The 14,880-nt window shown below is 47.4% G+C and carries 17 protein-coding genes and 1 tRNA gene; 5 read left to right on the top strand and 13 right to left on the bottom strand.

Features of this window, described 5'->3' with window-relative positions; genetic code table 11:
- Window positions 1-170: 170 nt before the first annotated feature.
- The 4 genes from ACSAZK_RS14200 to ACSAZK_RS14185 form a co-directional block, all read right to left on the bottom strand.
- A tRNA-Ser gene (locus ACSAZK_RS14200) sits at window positions 171-253 on the bottom strand.
- Window positions 254-512: 259 nt separating this feature from the next.
- Entirely contained in the window at window positions 513-1,595 is a 1,083-nt protein-coding gene (locus tag ACSAZK_RS14195) for an RNA-guided pseudouridylation complex pseudouridine synthase subunit Cbf5 (RefSeq protein ID WP_440954732.1), read from the bottom strand.
- Between the two features lie 103 nt (window positions 1,596-1,698).
- Entirely contained in the window at window positions 1,699-2,241 is a 543-nt protein-coding gene (gene cmk / locus ACSAZK_RS14190) for a (d)CMP kinase (RefSeq protein ID WP_440954731.1), read from the bottom strand.
- Window positions 2,241-2,861, bottom strand: coding sequence for a DUF106 domain-containing protein (locus tag ACSAZK_RS14185; RefSeq protein WP_440954730.1), 621 nt, complete (start codon window positions 2,859-2,861; stop codon window positions 2,241-2,243). The genes cmk and ACSAZK_RS14185 overlap by 1 nt, the downstream gene beginning before the upstream one ends.
- Window positions 2,862-3,597: 736 nt before the next feature.
- On the opposite strand from ACSAZK_RS14185, the gene ACSAZK_RS14180 reads away from it, so the two are divergent.
- The 3 genes from ACSAZK_RS14180 to ACSAZK_RS14170 all read left to right on the top strand — a co-directional run bounded on the left by ACSAZK_RS14180 (window position 3,598) and on the right by ACSAZK_RS14170 (window position 5,994).
- Window positions 3,598-3,789, top strand: a complete 192-nt coding sequence (locus ACSAZK_RS14180) for a DUF7557 family protein (RefSeq protein WP_440954729.1) — start codon at window positions 3,598-3,600, stop codon at window positions 3,787-3,789.
- A complete protein-coding gene (locus ACSAZK_RS14175; RefSeq protein WP_440954728.1) occupies window positions 3,789-4,100 on the top strand; it encodes a type II toxin-antitoxin system RelE family toxin in 312 nt (103 codons plus the stop codon). The genes ACSAZK_RS14180 and ACSAZK_RS14175 overlap by 1 nt, the downstream gene beginning before the upstream one ends.
- A 1,327-nt stretch (window positions 4,101-5,427) precedes the next feature.
- Window positions 5,428-5,994 (top strand): hypothetical protein, encoded by a 567-nt coding sequence (locus ACSAZK_RS14170; RefSeq protein WP_440954727.1) that lies wholly within the window; start codon window positions 5,428-5,430, stop codon window positions 5,992-5,994.
- 353 nt (window positions 5,995-6,347) lie between these two features.
- On the opposite strand, the gene ACSAZK_RS14165 is transcribed toward ACSAZK_RS14170, so the two are convergent.
- Together ACSAZK_RS14165 and ACSAZK_RS14160 are read right to left on the bottom strand one after the other, a co-directional pair.
- Window positions 6,348-7,673: a formylglycine-generating enzyme family protein gene (locus tag ACSAZK_RS14165; RefSeq protein ID WP_440954726.1), complete on the bottom strand. Its 1,326-nt coding sequence runs from the start codon at window positions 7,671-7,673 to the stop codon at window positions 6,348-6,350.
- Between the two features lie 675 nt (window positions 7,674-8,348).
- Window positions 8,349-8,588, bottom strand: a complete 240-nt coding sequence (locus tag ACSAZK_RS14160; protein ID WP_440954725.1) for a sugar-specific transcriptional regulator TrmB — start codon at window positions 8,586-8,588, stop codon at window positions 8,349-8,351.
- 431 nt (window positions 8,589-9,019) lie between these two features.
- On the opposite strand from ACSAZK_RS14160, the gene ACSAZK_RS14155 reads away from it, so the two are divergent.
- The gene (locus tag ACSAZK_RS14155; protein WP_440954724.1) at window positions 9,020-9,637 is read left to right on the top strand and encodes a carbonate dehydratase; all 618 of its coding nucleotides are present in this window, start codon (window positions 9,020-9,022) and stop codon (window positions 9,635-9,637) included.
- Between the two features lie 118 nt (window positions 9,638-9,755).
- Here the strand turns inward: ACSAZK_RS14155 and ACSAZK_RS14150 are convergent, their stop codons facing one another.
- Entirely contained in the window at window positions 9,756-10,034 is a 279-nt protein-coding gene (locus ACSAZK_RS14150) for a sugar-specific transcriptional regulator TrmB (RefSeq protein ID WP_440954723.1), read from the bottom strand.
- A gap of 149 nt (window positions 10,035-10,183) precedes the next feature.
- On the opposite strand from ACSAZK_RS14150, the gene ACSAZK_RS14145 reads away from it, so the two are divergent.
- On the top strand, window positions 10,184-10,321 hold the full coding sequence (locus tag ACSAZK_RS14145) for a hypothetical protein (protein WP_440954722.1): 138 nt from the start codon (window positions 10,184-10,186) through the stop codon (window positions 10,319-10,321).
- Window positions 10,322-10,333: 12 nt separating this feature from the next.
- Here the strand turns inward: ACSAZK_RS14145 and ACSAZK_RS14140 are convergent, their stop codons facing one another.
- From ACSAZK_RS14140 to ACSAZK_RS14115, 6 genes are all read right to left on the bottom strand, one after another.
- Window positions 10,334-10,981: an adenylate kinase gene (locus tag ACSAZK_RS14140; RefSeq protein WP_440954721.1), complete on the bottom strand. Its 648-nt coding sequence runs from the start codon at window positions 10,979-10,981 to the stop codon at window positions 10,334-10,336.
- 98 nt (window positions 10,982-11,079) lie between these two features.
- Entirely contained in the window at window positions 11,080-12,558 is a 1,479-nt protein-coding gene (gene secY, locus ACSAZK_RS14135) for a preprotein translocase subunit SecY (RefSeq protein ID WP_440954720.1), read from the bottom strand.
- 261 nt (window positions 12,559-12,819) lie between these two features.
- On the bottom strand, window positions 12,820-13,242 hold the full coding sequence (locus tag ACSAZK_RS14130; RefSeq protein WP_440954719.1) for an uL15m family ribosomal protein: 423 nt from the start codon (window positions 13,240-13,242) through the stop codon (window positions 12,820-12,822).
- Window positions 13,243-13,252: 10 nt separating this feature from the next.
- Complete coding sequence (locus tag ACSAZK_RS14125) at window positions 13,253-13,714, bottom strand: 50S ribosomal protein L30 (RefSeq protein ID WP_440954718.1); 462 nt, start codon at window positions 13,712-13,714, stop codon at window positions 13,253-13,255.
- Between the two features lies 1 nt (window position 13,715).
- Window positions 13,716-14,345, bottom strand: coding sequence for a 30S ribosomal protein S5 (locus tag ACSAZK_RS14120; RefSeq protein ID WP_048180368.1), 630 nt, complete (start codon window positions 14,343-14,345; stop codon window positions 13,716-13,718).
- A 9-nt stretch (window positions 14,346-14,354) separates the two neighbouring features.
- Complete coding sequence (locus tag ACSAZK_RS14115; RefSeq protein ID WP_440954717.1) at window positions 14,355-14,879, bottom strand: 50S ribosomal protein L18; 525 nt, start codon at window positions 14,877-14,879, stop codon at window positions 14,355-14,357.
- Window position 14,880: the final 1 nt, after the last annotated feature.

Here is a 14,880-nt window from a genome sequence, read left to right as displayed (position 1 = left end):
TACAAACCTGAAAACAAAGATAGAGAAGAAACAATGAATAAAAATTAAAAATGAATTGAAAATGAATTGAAAAAAGCAGGAAATTGACAAAAAAATTACAAAGAAATTGATAAAATTTACCAGGAATGCCGGACTTTCAAACCATCCTGAAAAACATAAAAAAATGTAAGCGCCGAGGGGGAGATTTGAACTCCCGAGGGGCTAAGCCCCACAAGCTTTCCAGGCTTGCGCCCTACCACTAGACTACCTCGGCACATAACTCATGGCACGACTTATGCTATAACGGAATAGTGATATATAAACCTTATTCTAGAAATGGTGCAAGATAAAGGATTTTTTAAGGTTCGGATTCAACTTATCCTTCATTATTGATATTTTTATCCGGAATGACCCACTTTTAATCCTTACTTTTAATCCTTACTTTTAATCCTTTATACTGCCCACTTTAATCCATAGGATCCTTTTTTAGCATATTTTATCCTTTACCCTGCTTTACCCGACTTTGTCCTGAATTATCCTTCTGTATTCATTTCCGGGTCAGCTTCCATTTCCTTATCTGCCACTACCTTCCCCTCTTCTTTACTTATCCAGCCCTTCGGGTAGGTCCCGACATCCAGCATTACGCGAATGGGGGTGGCTGCAATTCCTGTAGAGGCACCCATTATCTCTTCGGTGCTCATTTTAGCTTTTGCAAGGGCAATAATTTCCCCTTTCAGGGTAAATAAACCTGTAAGCTCCCCTTTCTTGAGATCGGAGTCAAGGCTGACAATCCCGGGCACCGCAAGGGAAGCCCCGGAACAAACGGCATCTACCGCCCCATCCCTCAGAAGAATTTTGGGGAGATGGGACAGTGCACTTTCCATGGGCCTGACCACCCGCCGGAGTTCGGACTCGTCCCCATCTTCCTGCCAGAAAACATAGGCGTCTTTCACATCCTGGAGGGTCACAAGGGTCTCTTCCGTAAACGGGCCGGCTTTTGTTCTCCGGAGTTCCTGCATATGTCCGCCGCAACCAAGGGCCATCCCTATGTCGTGACAGAGTTTCCGAATATAAGTCCCGGCCTCGCAGCCCACACGGAAGAGCACATACATCCCTTCGATTTCAAGCAATTCGATATAATAGATCGTGCGTACCCTGAGAGCCCTTTTCACTGCAGACTTGATGGGAGGCATCTGGTAGATCGGCCCGGAAAACTCCTTACAGACCCGCCTGATTTCCTTTGCCGGCACGGGCCTGTGCAGCCTCAGGAGGCAGACGTATTCCTTGCCCGAAAGGCGCAGTGCCGGAACCCCTTTCGTTGCCTTCCCGAGAAGCGTTGGCAAAAGCCCCGATACCTTCGGGTCAAGGGAACCTGAATGCCCTGCCCGGTTCACCTCAAGGATTTCTTTGACCCAGGCAGCAACCTCGTGGCTGGTTGGTCCTTTAGGCTTGTCGATGTTTACGACACCTTTCTCGATGTACTCGCGGATAGGGCGCTTTTCGGGAGGGCAGCCATAAGCAGGATTAGTGTAAGCCCTGGCTTTCCTGATAAGTTCCCTTTCTTTTTCAGCAGGCAGTTTACCGGAAGTCGAAGACATGATACTCAAAAGCTCCATGAAGAATTACTCAGACTTAAAAGCTGCGCCGCCCGGTGACCACCGAGCTGGCAGACAGAGAGAAAACGAAATAAGTAAGAAACATAAGAAGGGGAGAAAAGAATCAAAAAAAACCGCCCAGGGAATCGATCGCAACCGTGAGGATATCCAGGGTCTGGTACTGGTTCCATTTAGAGGAATCGATGACAATGTCATAAATTGACAGGTCTTCGATATCGATCCCGTAGTATTTTTTGTACCTGAGAGTCTCGGATTTTTCCCTTTCCATCGTTTTTTCAAGCTCTTCATCAAAGGTAATGGTTTTTTCCCTTTTCTGGATGCGCTGCACCCTGAGCAGTTTAGGGGCTTTGATCCAGATTTTAAGGACATTGGGAACCCCTTCTGCCATATGCCCGGCCAACCGGCTTTCGAGGACAATATTGTCCTGGCTGTGGGCGATAGCTTTCTGGTTCCTGTCGATTTCCAGATCTATGGAAGCATCTTTTTCAGCCAGGGCTCCGAATTCGGAAAGGCTCATCCCCCGCTGCTTTGCAAGCCTTCGGAAGATCTCACCCGAAGAAATCAGCTCAAGCTCATAGTATTCGGCCAGGAGTTTTGAAATCGTGGTCGTTCCTGACCCCGGAAGCCCGCTTACCGTTAGAAGCATCAGGCTCCACCGATGTTCAGCGCTTTCCTGATAAGCTGGCTGACCCCGAGAGAGGAGATGAAGTACCAGAAGATCCAGTACTGGAAGGGACCAAACGCCTTGTCCGTCAGCAACTGCTCACCCCAGAAGGGAAAGTTCATTGTTGCAAACTCATGCCCGCTGATGAAGTAGTAAGCCCACATGAAAAGGGGAAGGGAAAGGATACTGATGTAGGCCATGGGCTTGAACTGCTGCTTGGTCATCTTCATCTGGTCGTCCATCATCTCTTTGCGCTGGTCTTCAAGCTTCTTGAGCATGTAGGTGTTTTGGGAAAGCTGTGCCTCACGGAACTCTTTCTGGAAAGACTTCATGCGCTCCTGGGTGTTCCTCATAAGGTCCCAGTCGATGCTGTACTTCTGGATGAGGGACGCATAGGCGGCAGTGATCCCTGCCATCACAAACAGGACCAGATGGAAGTTCTCCGCTCCGACAAGAGTGATCACGGGGTCCATCAAAATCCCGACGGCTTCCCCCACACTCTGCCTGAAGTCCTGCCCCAGAACCATGATCCCGAGCATAAGGGAAATCCCTAAAGCCAGCAGGAAGCGGTCAATTTGCTGTTTAAATGCCTCTGAAACCAAGTTGTATTCACCATTTAGGGTTTGATAAATGATTATTTTGAATTATTCAAATAAAGGCTAATCCCTGGGACGAATCCTCGAAGGGTGATTCCTTGAAAGAATTGATGTGAATTGAAATTGAGAAGTGTAAAGTGGAAAAATCAGCTCAGGTAAAAAGAGCCGTATTTAAAACGTTTACACAGGGTTTTTCTGGATAATAAGTTTCGATGTATATATAAGTTATACTATTTATTCAAAATTTGAGAGTGGGTTGCTTTCAAAGCAAACTTTGTTGAAGAACTTGCTACTTAGAACCGAAATTACTTGGATACCGCATCTTTGTCGAGCTTGTCACGCTCGAAGAGCGGCATGCCCTGAAAATTGAAGTTGGAGAACAAGCAGATTAAATGATTGCCTCAAATCAACCCGCCTAAATCAATGAGTAAAAGAATTATTATAACTTATTTTTTATTTTTCGCCCGGTGCTTTCCCCCAGCAACCGATGTACAAACAAATGGAAAAACAAACGAACCCGAAGCACCCGAAGAAGAAAAACCTCAAAACCCAAAAGCTGACTTCCCAAATCCGAAGCAATCGAAAGTAATTCCGCTACCGCCTTCGAAACTTAACATTTAGCCCTACCGGAGGCAGCGGGACGATTCATCTTCATCCGGTAAACGCCGGCGCAGCCATTGAATTATAAGCAGTTATGAGTAACTTATAAGTTCTTATAACTACAATTGTCAAAATGAGTATTATGAGTGAAGCAACAACAATTCCGTTAACAAAAGACATTCGAGACCGGCTAAAAAAATATGGCCTTAAAGGGGAGACCTATAACGATATTCTCAAGCGCCTGATGGATGAAGTTGATTATGAGTCCTTCATGGAACGCCAGTACAAAAAACTTGAAGAAAAAGAGAAATTTGTATCCCTGAATGAAATCTGATGGGATTTGAAATAAAACTGCACCCGGATGCAGTAAAACTTCTGCTCAATCTGGACCCGGATGCAGTAAAACTTCTGCTCAATCTGGACCCGGATACGAAAGAGAGAATAAAAACAGGAATAGAAAGCCTGGAAACAAGTCCTTTCAGAAGTCAGTCCCGGTCCGGAATAAAAAAGTTGAAAGGAACGAAAAAAAGAGAGGATCTGTACAGGTTAAGAGTTGGCGATTACAGAGTCATCTATGCAGTTGACGATGCTACCGTTTTTGTCCTTGAAATAATCCCCCGAGAAAAAGGATACGACTGGCTTTGAAGTGAACGAATAGCTGTACCCAAGCTTTCATAGATGATAGAATTTATGGATATGGATCTTCAGTTTCAGCTTCTTTTTTGCATCAATTTACTGAAATAGCCGCACTGCGTGCGGAAAAAAACGGTTTGGTAAGGTATTCCGGCCGCCCGGGGTTAAGAGTAGCATTCCAAAAACTCGGGTTACCTTTTTGTTTCCACTTATCTGAACCCGCGGCCCTCGCTATTTCCTTTTCCCCGACAGCAGCCACGGTCGCATCAGCGACCGGCCTTTCCCGAAAATTGAAATCGAAGATCAGCAGATTAAAATGGTTGTCTCTACCTCAACTTATCTAAATCAATAAGTGGAAGCGTTTTTATGACCTCTTTTTTATTTTTCGCCCGACACTACCCCCAACAACCGCTGTACAAATGAATGGAAAAACGAACGGACCTGAAAAAATTGAAAAGAAAAAAAATCTCAAAAACCGGGTAGTCAATAATAGACTCATAATCCTAAGTATTACGAGTATAACAAATTGAGAGCTTCAATCTGACATTCCACCCGAATAAGTAATGGAAATACTATGGAATATCTGTGTCAACCGAGTTGCACTTCCAGAGTTGCGCTTCGGGAGCACGCGGTCCGTTTCGGTCGCTTTGCTCCCTCAAGCGGACTAATAATTATAACTTCTTTTTTATTTTTCGCCCGGCGCTTCACCCCAGTAACCGATGCACAAACGAAAAGTGAAAGAACCCGAAGCAACCGAAGAAAACAAATCTCAAAAACACACAAAAAGCCGACGTCCAAAATCCGAAGCCATCGAAAGTAATCCCGCTACCGCCTTCGAAACATAACATTCAGCCCTACCAGAGGCAGCGGTTCGAATTATCTTCTTCCGGTGAACACCAACGCACTTACCCATTAGCCAGAAAATCCGACATCTGCTGGTCAGGAAAATTTTCAGTTTTTTCCGAATACCTTACAGTAAATATTTTCAGCATTAGTTGCCCCCTTTCATTTTACTCCTAAAATCTCCCGTGCTGGCTCAGCACCTCAGTCCCGGCGGCTTATGCACGCTTCGGGCCTTCGGGCTTCACCGGGGTCCACCCCAACTTCTAACTTAAAGTAGAAAATTTATAAAACCGTTAGTGGTTAATTTTCCTCAGAACATGGAAACCGAGGTAGTAGTTGCAGCCGCCAGGACCACCACACTATCCACGCTTGATTTCTATACCCACCACTTTTGGGCACCTTTGTTTATTTAGATGTTGAACTTATAAGATTTTTTTGTTTTGGTTTTGGAGTTTCCTGCAATGGTTATAATAGTTACGAAGATAAACAAAAGAGTATGAAATCCCGGAAATCAATCACAATCAAAGATTCCATCATCATAGGCGGCAAAACCCCCGAAGACGCAGAAGCCACAGCAGCAGAAGCCGAAGATGCCGCCGAAATCCAATCCGACATGGAAGAAGCCCGTGAAGGCCTCGAACTCCTCCGCCAGCTCAAATCAATCAAAAGGGAAGACGCCGCAGGTTACCAGCAGATCGAAAACGAAGCAAAGATGGTCGGAGCGAAAATCGAAATAATGAAAATGGAGTCTGAGAAGACCGGGGAAAGAAGGGAAGGAGAACTCACCGCCCTTGACATTGCGCGAACCCTGAACGAACTCCGGGAACAGTGCGTGAATGATGAAGCTTTTGCTGTCAAGGTGACTGTGGAAGTCCTGAAGAAAAAGGTAAAGGATGAAAAGTCTCTCGGGTATCTTGAGAGCGTTGTCAAAATGATGGATGCCCTCTACGATGACCCTTTTCGCAAACTTGAGGAGACGCACCAGACGCGGGTGCTGGAATTATGCAATTACATTGAAGAAGCTTATTTTGCAAGCCTTGTGCATGGAGACGGAGAAGATTAACAGGAAAAAATATTCAGAGCCTACATCCAGAACAAGCCAAATGCTTAAGGTAAACAATTTCTGATTTTCACATTGGATTCACACAGGCTACTTTAATTTCTTTCTTTTCTCTCTTCAATTTACACTTGCTCAGGCCGGGCTTCGCCAGCCGAGTTGCGGCTCGGCAGTGCGCGGTCCGTTTCGGTCGCTTTGCTCCCTCAAGCGGACTCTAATGAGGAAAAGAAAAAAGCCGGGGATGCTGCCCCGTTCAAGTTCAATACAGCACTCCGCTCCAAAGAGTACCTGATTTTTTGAAAAACGACACCTACAAGCACGGCCCGGGCACTAAATGAAAATGAAAAAAGAGAAAAACCTCACACTTCCATCAGCAAACGGAAGCCCATATCGGCATTTCGGACATCAGAACCGAACCAGGCGCGGTTTGCAGCCCTGCAGCTTTCGGCAGAACCGGTCACGCTGCCGCCCCGGGCAATCCGGTGGGAGAGCTCGCCGCTTTCCCAGGCTCTGCCGTCAGAGGGAGCCGCGTTGTAATCATTGTGCCAGGAATCCCGGGCCCATTCCCAGACGTTGCCGTGCATATCGTAGAGGCCCCAGGCGTTAGGGGCTTTCTGTCCGACCGGGAGTGGGGACGAGCCCGAAGATTTTCCAAACCAGGCGTATCTGGCCAGTTCCCGTTCGGTATCCCCGATAGAGTACTTTGTGCTGCTGCCAGCCCTGCAGGCGTATTCCCACTCGGCTTCTGAAGGGAGTCGGTATTTGTCCGTGCCTTCCATTTCATTGAGCTTTTTTACAAACTCCTGCGCATCATCCCAGGAAACCTCTGCAACCGGCATTTCGGAGTCTCCGGCGAGGGAACCTCCCACTTCCCCTGCAGATTCCATGACTTCATACCATTGCGCCCGGGTGACCTCGTATTTACCCATGTAGAACGGTTTTTCCAGCCTCACGGTATGGAGGGGGCTTTCATCGGCCTGCCGGCCTGCCTCGGTTTCGGGTGAACCCATGAGAAATTCTCCTGCCGGAACGAGGACGAACTCCATGCCCAGGGAGTTTGTGAAACTTTCCGGAGGATTAAGTGGAGGATCAAGGGAATCCTGAGGCTTTTCCAGAGAAACCTTTTCCGGAGAGCTGTCTGAAGAAACCGAGGAAGGCTCTTGAGGAGGATCGGATAGAGCTTCGTAATCATTACCGACATCGCCTACACCTCCGATATCACCGGCATCCCCAGAATAAACGGCAACCTCGGCATTCCCGGAACTCTCTTCAGTCCCACCCATCAATGCCCAGCCCCCGTATAGCAGGACGCAGAAAAAGATACCTAAAAGCAGAATTTTCATGAGAGGAGACCCTGAAGGCTTGCTTTTTGAAGCCTTTTTCGAGGATACCGAGGAAGAAATGACGGGGCGAGAAGATAGCTCAGATTCTTCATTTTCAGCTTTTCCAGCCATTTCAGTCTTTTCGGGCTTTTTGATCTCGTCAGCTTTTTCAGCCATCTCGGTCTTTTCTGCCTTTTCCATCCATTCCGTCTTTTCAGCCACACCTTCTGCCGGAACTACCTCAACGACTTCAACATTTTCCTTAAGGTCCCGATACATATTGGGGGAATTCTCTTCTTCGACATCCGGTTCAGGCTCCTGCTTTTCGTCCCTTAACCTTTCTTCCCTGCGCGTTCTCAGCATACGGAGGCGTTCTTTTTCTTCCAGCAGGAGCTTTTCGGCTTCATCCAGGCCTTCATCTCTGTCCTGGAGTTCTGTATATCCGGTTCCGGAGTCTTCCTTCCTGTCCCTCTCTTCGTTAATGGTTCCAACCCCATCAATTTATTGAATTTACTTTCATCCCATCCTCTCCCTTAACTCCCCTCCAGATTCAAAGACCGAAGTCAGGTAGCATGTCCTTTTTCGACCGTGGCTGTTACCTATAAATTTTCTTAAATATAAGTCCCGTTATATACAGATAAAGATAGTGATTTGAGGCGAAAAGAAAAATTTTGGTCCTATTCCTTCGTGAAGTTCACCGCCCTTTCCCCAACTACAGACCCTCCCCGGATCTCAAAATCCTGACCGAATTTCAAAACCCGAACCTGCCACACAGGATCGAATTAATCAAAAAGTTTTTCGCAGATCAGGATGATAAATATAAAACAGATAGGAAAATAAGTTCAAACAATTTCTCATAATTTGACATAAAAATATTTAGATATGTTTGGAACCTGAAAACCGAAGTAAATAACACTGGAATTGCCGCAAAACTTTCACATGGAAGGGAGATGAGTCGGTTGGTTTTTCACGTCCTCCAAAAACAGCCCCGACATAAGCAAAAACGGCACAGATATTCGAAAATGGAGATTTGTGAAATTAAAAGTTCATTTCCTCCATTTTCGCCAGAACTCTTTCCCCGACATCAGTAAGGATGTACTTCTTCCATGTGCTTTTCTCAGGGGTCAGGCATTCCATTAAACCTCTGCCTTCAAGCTCTTTCATGGCACGGCTGATATTCTGCGTAGACCTCCAGGTCTCATGAGCAACATCCGCGGCTTTAACAATATCGCGCCCTCTCATAGACTCCATGAGTATCTGGCGACGGTCAGAACTCACAACCCATTTTAACAGTTCATCAAAAGTGTTCTCAAGCATATCAGATCATCACAATTTTTTTAGGGCATAAGCCGGCACTAATATTTAAATTATTTTGAAATTTATAGAGTTTTACCTCATATTACGCACGCTCATACGGCCTTAGCCCGGGAAAACTGCCCGGGAAAACTGCCAGAGAAAACTACAAGGGAAAGTTCAAAACGGTATTTCGTTTCAAAGAGGCGTTTTTTTTGAAAAGCAGCAATTCATAATTATTGCTGAGATTAGTGCGGGGACAGCAAATAAGTTTAAATAAGTTCTCATAATTTATCATAAAAGCATTTCAAAGCTTGCCTGAGACAGTTCAGGGTTTAAAAACACGATCATTAAACAATGCAAAAAACAGGAATATTATCGGAAAAAACCTGCAGCATGAAAAGGAGATGCCCGGAATGCAGATTCAAAACCCCCAAAAACAGTACCCGAAAATAAGCAAAACCGCATGGATAGCCGAAACCGCAGTAATAGTCGGAAACGTAACCATAAAGGATGATGTTTTCGTAGGGCCAAACGCTGTCATAAGGGCGGATGAGCCGGGTTCTTCCATTGTCATCGAAAACCGCTGCAATGTGCAGGATAATGTGGTGGTTCACGGGCTCTCAGACTCGGAAGTTATAATAGGCTGCGGCAGCTCCCTTGCCCACGGCTGTATCGTACACGGCCCCTGCAGGATAGGGGAAGGTTGCTTTGTCGGGTTCGGAGCTGTGGTGTTTGACTGCAACATCGGAAAAGATACGGTAATCCTCCACAACACAACCGTCCGCGGGGTAGAGGTCCCTTCCTGCAAAGTGGTGCCTGACGGGATGACCGTCACCGCCCAGGCAGGGGTCAGTGACCTTGAAGAGCTCACCAGAGAGCTGGAAGAATTTAAAAAATCAGTCGTTGAAGCCAATATTGATCTTCTTGAAGGCTACAAAAAACTTGCTGAGGAAGAGGAAGAAGGGAAAGAGGGATTTGGAAAGTTTATTCAAACAAAAACTGAAAGTCCTGTGAAAGAAGAAAGCAAATAAGCAAGCGAAAAAGGAAGAAAAGAAGAAGAAGAAGAAGAAGAAGAAGAAGAAGAAGAAGAAGAAGAAGAAGAAGAAGAAGAAGAAGAAGAAGAAGAAGAAAAGATCCTGCTTTCCGGAACTAGAGAAACTCCCCCTCCAGCTTCTTCAGAACTTGTTTACCCGTATTGGTAAGGATGTACTTTTTCCACGTGGTTTTTTCAGGAGTTAAACATTCAATTAACCCCTTATTTTCAAACTCTTTCAGGGCTCGACTGATATTCTGGGTAGACCTTTGAGTCTCGTGAGCAATATCGGAAGCTTTCACTATATTATGCTTTTTCATGGAACCCATAAGTATCAGCCGTCGGTCAACGCTGACGACCCACCTAAGAAGCTCATCGAGAGAGTTTTCATCCATATATTTCATCGCACTTTTCCTAGTGAACATAAGCAGCCGCATGGTATTTAAAATTTAATCACCCCGACTTCCGGGAACTCAGGGAGAATTGAAACCGGATAACATCAGGCAGGCACTCCGAAGCAGCATTTAGCCGGAAAAGGATAAGAATGGAAAAAATCAACAAAAGCGGTCAACGAAAATCAATAAAAAACCAGCAAAAAAATCAACAAAATCAGTCAACGAAAATCAATAAAAAACCAGCAAAAAGATCGGTGAGGAAAAATCAGCAAGAAAAAGAAAAATGAAAAAAGAAAAAATCAGGCAAATTCGGAAAGAATTGCCTTGATCTCTTCAAAGACCACGTTGATGTCTGTGGTACCGTCGAGAGTCCTTAAGATGCCCGTCTCATCGTAGTAATCAATGAGGGGCTGGGTCTGCTTCTTATAGACATCAAGGCGGTTCTGGACAGCTTCCGCAGTGTCGTCAGCGCGCTGGTAGATTTCAGCGCCGCAAGCATCGCAGGTCCCGTCTTTTTCCGGCGGGTTGAAGGTCTTGTGGTAGCTGGCTCCGCACTTGCACATGAGGCGGCCGCTGATCCTTTCGACCAGGTCCTTGTCCGGGACTTCGAAGTTGAGGACAACGTCGATGGGCTTTTCAATTTCGACCAGAATTTCGCCAAGGGCGTCGGCCTGGGGGATAGTTCTGGGGTAGCCATCCAGAATGAAGCCGTTTTCACAGTCAGCTTCCGTCAGGCGGTTCTTGATAATTCCGATCAGTACCTCGTCGGGAACCAGCTCGCCCTTGTCCATGTATGACTTTGCGGCGAGGCCCAGTTCAGTTCCTTCCCTGACGTTTGCCCGCAGGATGTCGCCTGTGGCGATCTGCGGGATCTTGTAGAAATCAACCAGTTTTTTGGCCTGGGTGCCTTTCCCGGCACCCGGGGGCCCGAAGAGTATAATATTCATCCGAAGATCCCCATTTTTTGCAATTTATTTATTATTTTCCTGATTATGCTTTTAGTTTATTGCTCGATTCCTTGCTGCAGGTTTAAAGTTCTCAGTCCTTACTGTTCTCCGAAGAAGGACCTCATCAGCGGGTGCATCTCCATCATCTGCTCCGAGGCGATATCCTCGTACAGGCGGTAGACGATACTCACAGTCAGTAGAAGGCCCGTACCCCCGGCACTTCCGAGTGTACCTAGCAGACTTGCAACCAGGGTCAAAAGCCCAATGAAAGCCCCACCGATAACGGTTACCTTGGGGATGTAGCGCTGCATGACCTTTTCAATGCTCCCGATATTCCTCCTGAACCCGGGGATCTGCATTCCTGAATTGAAGATCTTCTGGGCTGTTGGCTTGGCACCCATTCCCGTGGTCTCGATCCAGAAGAGGGCAAAGATAATCCCGCCTCCGATCAGCATCACGGCGTCGGCAAAGACGTGTAACCCGATCTGCCAGATAGCCGGAGCCGGAGCCCCATACCCTGCGAAAGATTCCCTTACAAGGGACGGGATCCAGTCATACGGGCTGTGGATGGGAGCCAGGTAGTACATAAGTCCGTTAAGCGGCTTCGAACCGCTGAACTCTCCAAGGAAGGTTATTCCTCTGCCGTAGAGGATGATCCCGATCATCTGGATGTTAGCCTGAAGAGCCCTGACAAGGATCATGGGCAGAACGGATGCGTATATGAGCTTAACAGGGAAGCGGCCCCTGGCACCCCTCACCGCGCTGTGGGCAAGAGGAATCTCGATTCTTGTACTCTCCACAAAGACCACGAGCAGGAAGATGACAACCGTACTCATGAGTGCAAGAATACCTCCCCTGACAAGCAGGAACATCAGGCCCTCGCCGGAGAAGAGGTAATCTGCCCCAACATTCTGGGCGATGTAGATCCACTTGGGGATCAAGCCTACCGGAAGCCCGGAAGAATCAAGCTGCCAGTTAAAGATCCCTGTTACGATTTGCTGGGAGATTCCCGCAACAATGAAAAGCCCGACTCCGGAACCGATACCCCACTTGGAGACAACTTCGTCCATGAAAAGGATCAGGACGCCTCCGATGAAGATCTGTATGAGGAGCAGTAAGGTGATCACTCCCAGGCCTACACCAAGTGCAGCAGCAAGCCCCGGGTCCGGCTGGATATACCCGCCAAGAAGCTGCGGCAGAGCTTCCAGAAGGATCATGACAAAGACAAGGAACTTCTGAGCTCCCTGGAAGAATGCCTGATCTTTCGGGTCCGAGAGATTAAGATTGATAATGTCCGCCCCGACAAGGAGCTGCAGGACAATGGAAGCCGTGACGATCGGACCGATACCGAGGAGGATCAGTGACCCTGAGGCCCCGGCAAAGAAAGCACGGTATGATTCAAAAAGGTCGATCGAGTCCTGGGACATTCCGAAAAGCGGCACATTTGCTAAGGCAAAGTACAGCATCAGTATCCCAAGGGTCCACCACAGCTTATCCTTAAAATGAACATGTTTTTCAGGACTTGCAACTGCAGGTAACTTGTTAAAAAGCGGCTCTAACGTTTCCCTGAGAGTCATCGATTACACCATTTCAGAAAGTACAATTGTTTTAACAGTTGGATGCTTCTGACTTGACATTTGTTGGATTTTCGTATAAAACACTGCTATATAACTTCGTATAAAACACTTGCTATATAACTTCGTATAAAACACTTGCTATATAACTTTGTATAAAACACTTGCTATATAACTTAGCATAAAACACTTGCTACATAACATATCTTATATGAAAAAGTAACTGTTAAAAAGAATGGATAAGTAATGTCAATACGACATTACTCATTCGGCATCAATACAGCTACCGCCTGCGTTTTCTATCTTTTCGCGAGCAGTCGCTGAGAATTCATCGGAAGTAACCGCCAGGCTCTTGGTGACACGTCCGCTTCCAAGTACCTTCTCGATTCCGAGAGTTTCAAGGTTGATGTGGTATGTTCCGTCCTTGATTTCTGCAAGTCCTTCTTCAACAAGATAGGAAGCAAGTTCGTCAAGTTCGCCCACGTTCACAATGGAAACATCCTTGAGCACTTCAGCAGGGCGCTTGAAGCCATGCTTACCGTAGCTGTACCCCCGCTGGAGAGCCCTTACGAAATGGTGTTTACATCCACCGGCTTTCCCGCGGCCTCCGCGGTTTCCGGCTCCACGTCTGTTCTTTGTGGTGCCGCCTCCGCAGGTCCGGGATCCTCTAAACTTCTTTGTGTTCATTCCAACCACCTTATCTCATCTTGTGCAGGAGCACGGAGATATCTTCCCCGTGATTTCCGAGAACGCCGCCCTGCTGCACTGTCCTTTTGATACCCCTGTGCCCTTTTCTGGGCGGGTGCAGCCTGAAAACAGGCTTCAAATTGGGGATGTCATTAAGGCTGGCCTTTCCTTCGATTACTGCTCCGGCAAAGGCTTCAATGGAATCATAGTCGGTGTTTTCCTTCACGTATTCCTCGGTCAGGCGGGCTCCGCCCTCGAGTCTTCCGCGGTTCTCAAGGATTCCAGTAAGCATCTCTGCATCGATCTTCCCGTATGCAACGTAGTCCTTAACCTTCTGGATCATACCCTTGTAATGAGGGTTATCGGGCACGATCACACAGTGGTTGACCCTATGAAGACGAAGCATCTTCAGGGTGTCCTCGATTGTATAGCGGACATTAACCGGGCCTCTCAACCTCACAATTGCATACATTTCAGGCTTCCTCCTTACCATAGTTTGCAGGCAGCCTCATAACGTTGACCTGGGCCAGAGCGTCAAAAGTAGCCTTTGCGAAGTTAAGGGTCGTCCGGGTTGTCCCGAAGGTCTTGGTCCAGACGTCCTTGATTCCGGCCTTTTCCAGCACCTTGGTGGCCGTGTTCCCTGCAGCGATGCCGAGCCCTCTCGGGGCCGGGATCAGGGTAACGGTCACACTGCCGGCTTTCCCGCTGACCTCGTAAGGCACGGTGTGTGGCAGCCCGCAGGCACATTCCCAGGACCCGCAACCTCTGCGGATATAGGTAATGTTGAGCTTTGCAGCGTCTATTGCCTTGCGGATGGCAGGTCCTACCTGCACATCCTTTGCCTGCCCGAGCCCTACATATCCGTCTCCGTTCCCGACAATGACGGTTGCCCTGAACTTAACACGGCGTCCGGAGTCAGTCATCCTCTGGACCATGTTGATGTCGAGCACCTCGTCTTCCAGGTTCGGAAGCAGCATATCAATAATCTGGGGTTCCCTGATCGGAAGTCCGGACCTGATTGCCTCTTCCATAGAAGCAACCTGTCCTTCGACAACTAATTTTCCAAGTCTGGTTTTAGGAACCCATTCGTCCTCGTATGCCATCTAATCACCTTAACTAAACTCAGCAAAGATTTTCTCTTTGGTCGCTTCAAACTGCTCTGGCAGGTCTGAGCTCTCTTCCCTGTACGCTGCAACATGCTCTCCCCGGATCCTTTCCTCGGACGGGAAAATGTCAGAGTTGCAGGGGACTTCGAACCCGGCATCCACAACACCCTTGAGGGCAGCATAGACCCTGGAACCTGCAGAGGAAGCCTGGAGCCCGATGTCGAGCACGCCTCCTTCATAACCATTCTGCAGGCTCTTAAGCCCGAATAAAAGCCCTGTAAGGTATGCAGCCGTTGTGTTCCCTGTAGGCCCTGTATAGCCATACTTTGCAAGTTCACTTGAAACAGCTGTGGAATGGGTTATGTCCCCTTCGAGGGTTGGAGCTATCAACTGGATTTGCATGTTTCTCGCACTCTTCCTGACGACCACACGGTCCTGCCCGGAGAGCAGGAGTTTGAGACGCAGGTGGTAATTGGTGCGACCTTCCCTTCTTCTTCTAAAAGGAACCTTATATCTTGGTCCTGTAGCCATT

The sequence above is a fragment of the Methanosarcina sediminis genome (genome assembly GCF_052056915.1).
Taxonomy (GTDB): domain Archaea; phylum Halobacteriota; class Methanosarcinia; order Methanosarcinales; family Methanosarcinaceae; genus MTP4.
The sequence above is the reverse complement of the archived record's forward strand: the minus strand, read 5'-3'. Positions and strand labels throughout refer to the sequence as shown.

What these genes read in the sequence shown, in the direction of transcription:
- ACSAZK_RS14195 (WP_440954732.1), bottom strand. Translation starts at nt 1,595, where the DNA reads ATGGAGCTTTTGAGTATCATGTCTTCGACTTCCGGTAAACTGCCTGCT.
- cmk (WP_440954731.1), bottom strand. Translation starts at nt 2,241, where the DNA reads ATGCTTCTAACGGTAAGCGGGCTTCCGGGGTCAGGAACGACCACGATT.
- ACSAZK_RS14180 (WP_440954729.1), top strand. Translation starts at nt 3,598, where the DNA reads ATGAGTGAAGCAACAACAATTCCGTTAACAAAAGACATTCGAGACCGG.
- ACSAZK_RS14175 (WP_440954728.1), top strand. Translation starts at nt 3,789, where the DNA reads ATGGGATTTGAAATAAAACTGCACCCGGATGCAGTAAAACTTCTGCTC.
- ACSAZK_RS14170 (WP_440954727.1), top strand. Translation starts at nt 5,428, where the DNA reads ATGAAATCCCGGAAATCAATCACAATCAAAGATTCCATCATCATAGGC.
- ACSAZK_RS14165 (WP_440954726.1), bottom strand. Translation starts at nt 7,673, where the DNA reads ATGCTGAGAACGCGCAGGGAAGAAAGGTTAAGGGACGAAAAGCAGGAG.
- ACSAZK_RS14155 (WP_440954724.1), top strand. Translation starts at nt 9,020, where the DNA reads ATGCAGATTCAAAACCCCCAAAAACAGTACCCGAAAATAAGCAAAACC.
- ACSAZK_RS14150 (WP_440954723.1), bottom strand. Translation starts at nt 10,034, where the DNA reads ATGGATGAAAACTCTCTCGATGAGCTTCTTAGGTGGGTCGTCAGCGTT.
- ACSAZK_RS14145 (WP_440954722.1), top strand. Translation starts at nt 10,184, where the DNA reads ATGGAAAAAATCAACAAAAGCGGTCAACGAAAATCAATAAAAAACCAG.
- ACSAZK_RS14140 (WP_440954721.1), bottom strand. Translation starts at nt 10,981, where the DNA reads ATGAATATTATACTCTTCGGGCCCCCGGGTGCCGGGAAAGGCACCCAG.
- secY (WP_440954720.1), bottom strand. Translation starts at nt 12,558, where the DNA reads ATGACTCTCAGGGAAACGTTAGAGCCGCTTTTTAACAAGTTACCTGCA.
- ACSAZK_RS14130 (WP_440954719.1), bottom strand. Translation starts at nt 13,242, where the DNA reads ATGAACACAAAGAAGTTTAGAGGATCCCGGACCTGCGGAGGCGGCACC.
- ACSAZK_RS14125 (WP_440954718.1), bottom strand. Translation starts at nt 13,714, where the DNA reads ATGTATGCAATTGTGAGGTTGAGAGGCCCGGTTAATGTCCGCTATACA.
- ACSAZK_RS14120 (WP_048180368.1), bottom strand. Translation starts at nt 14,345, where the DNA reads ATGGCATACGAGGACGAATGGGTTCCTAAAACCAGACTTGGAAAATTA.
- ACSAZK_RS14115 (WP_440954717.1), bottom strand. Translation starts at nt 14,879, where the DNA reads ATGGCTACAGGACCAAGATATAAGGTTCCTTTTAGAAGAAGAAGGGAA.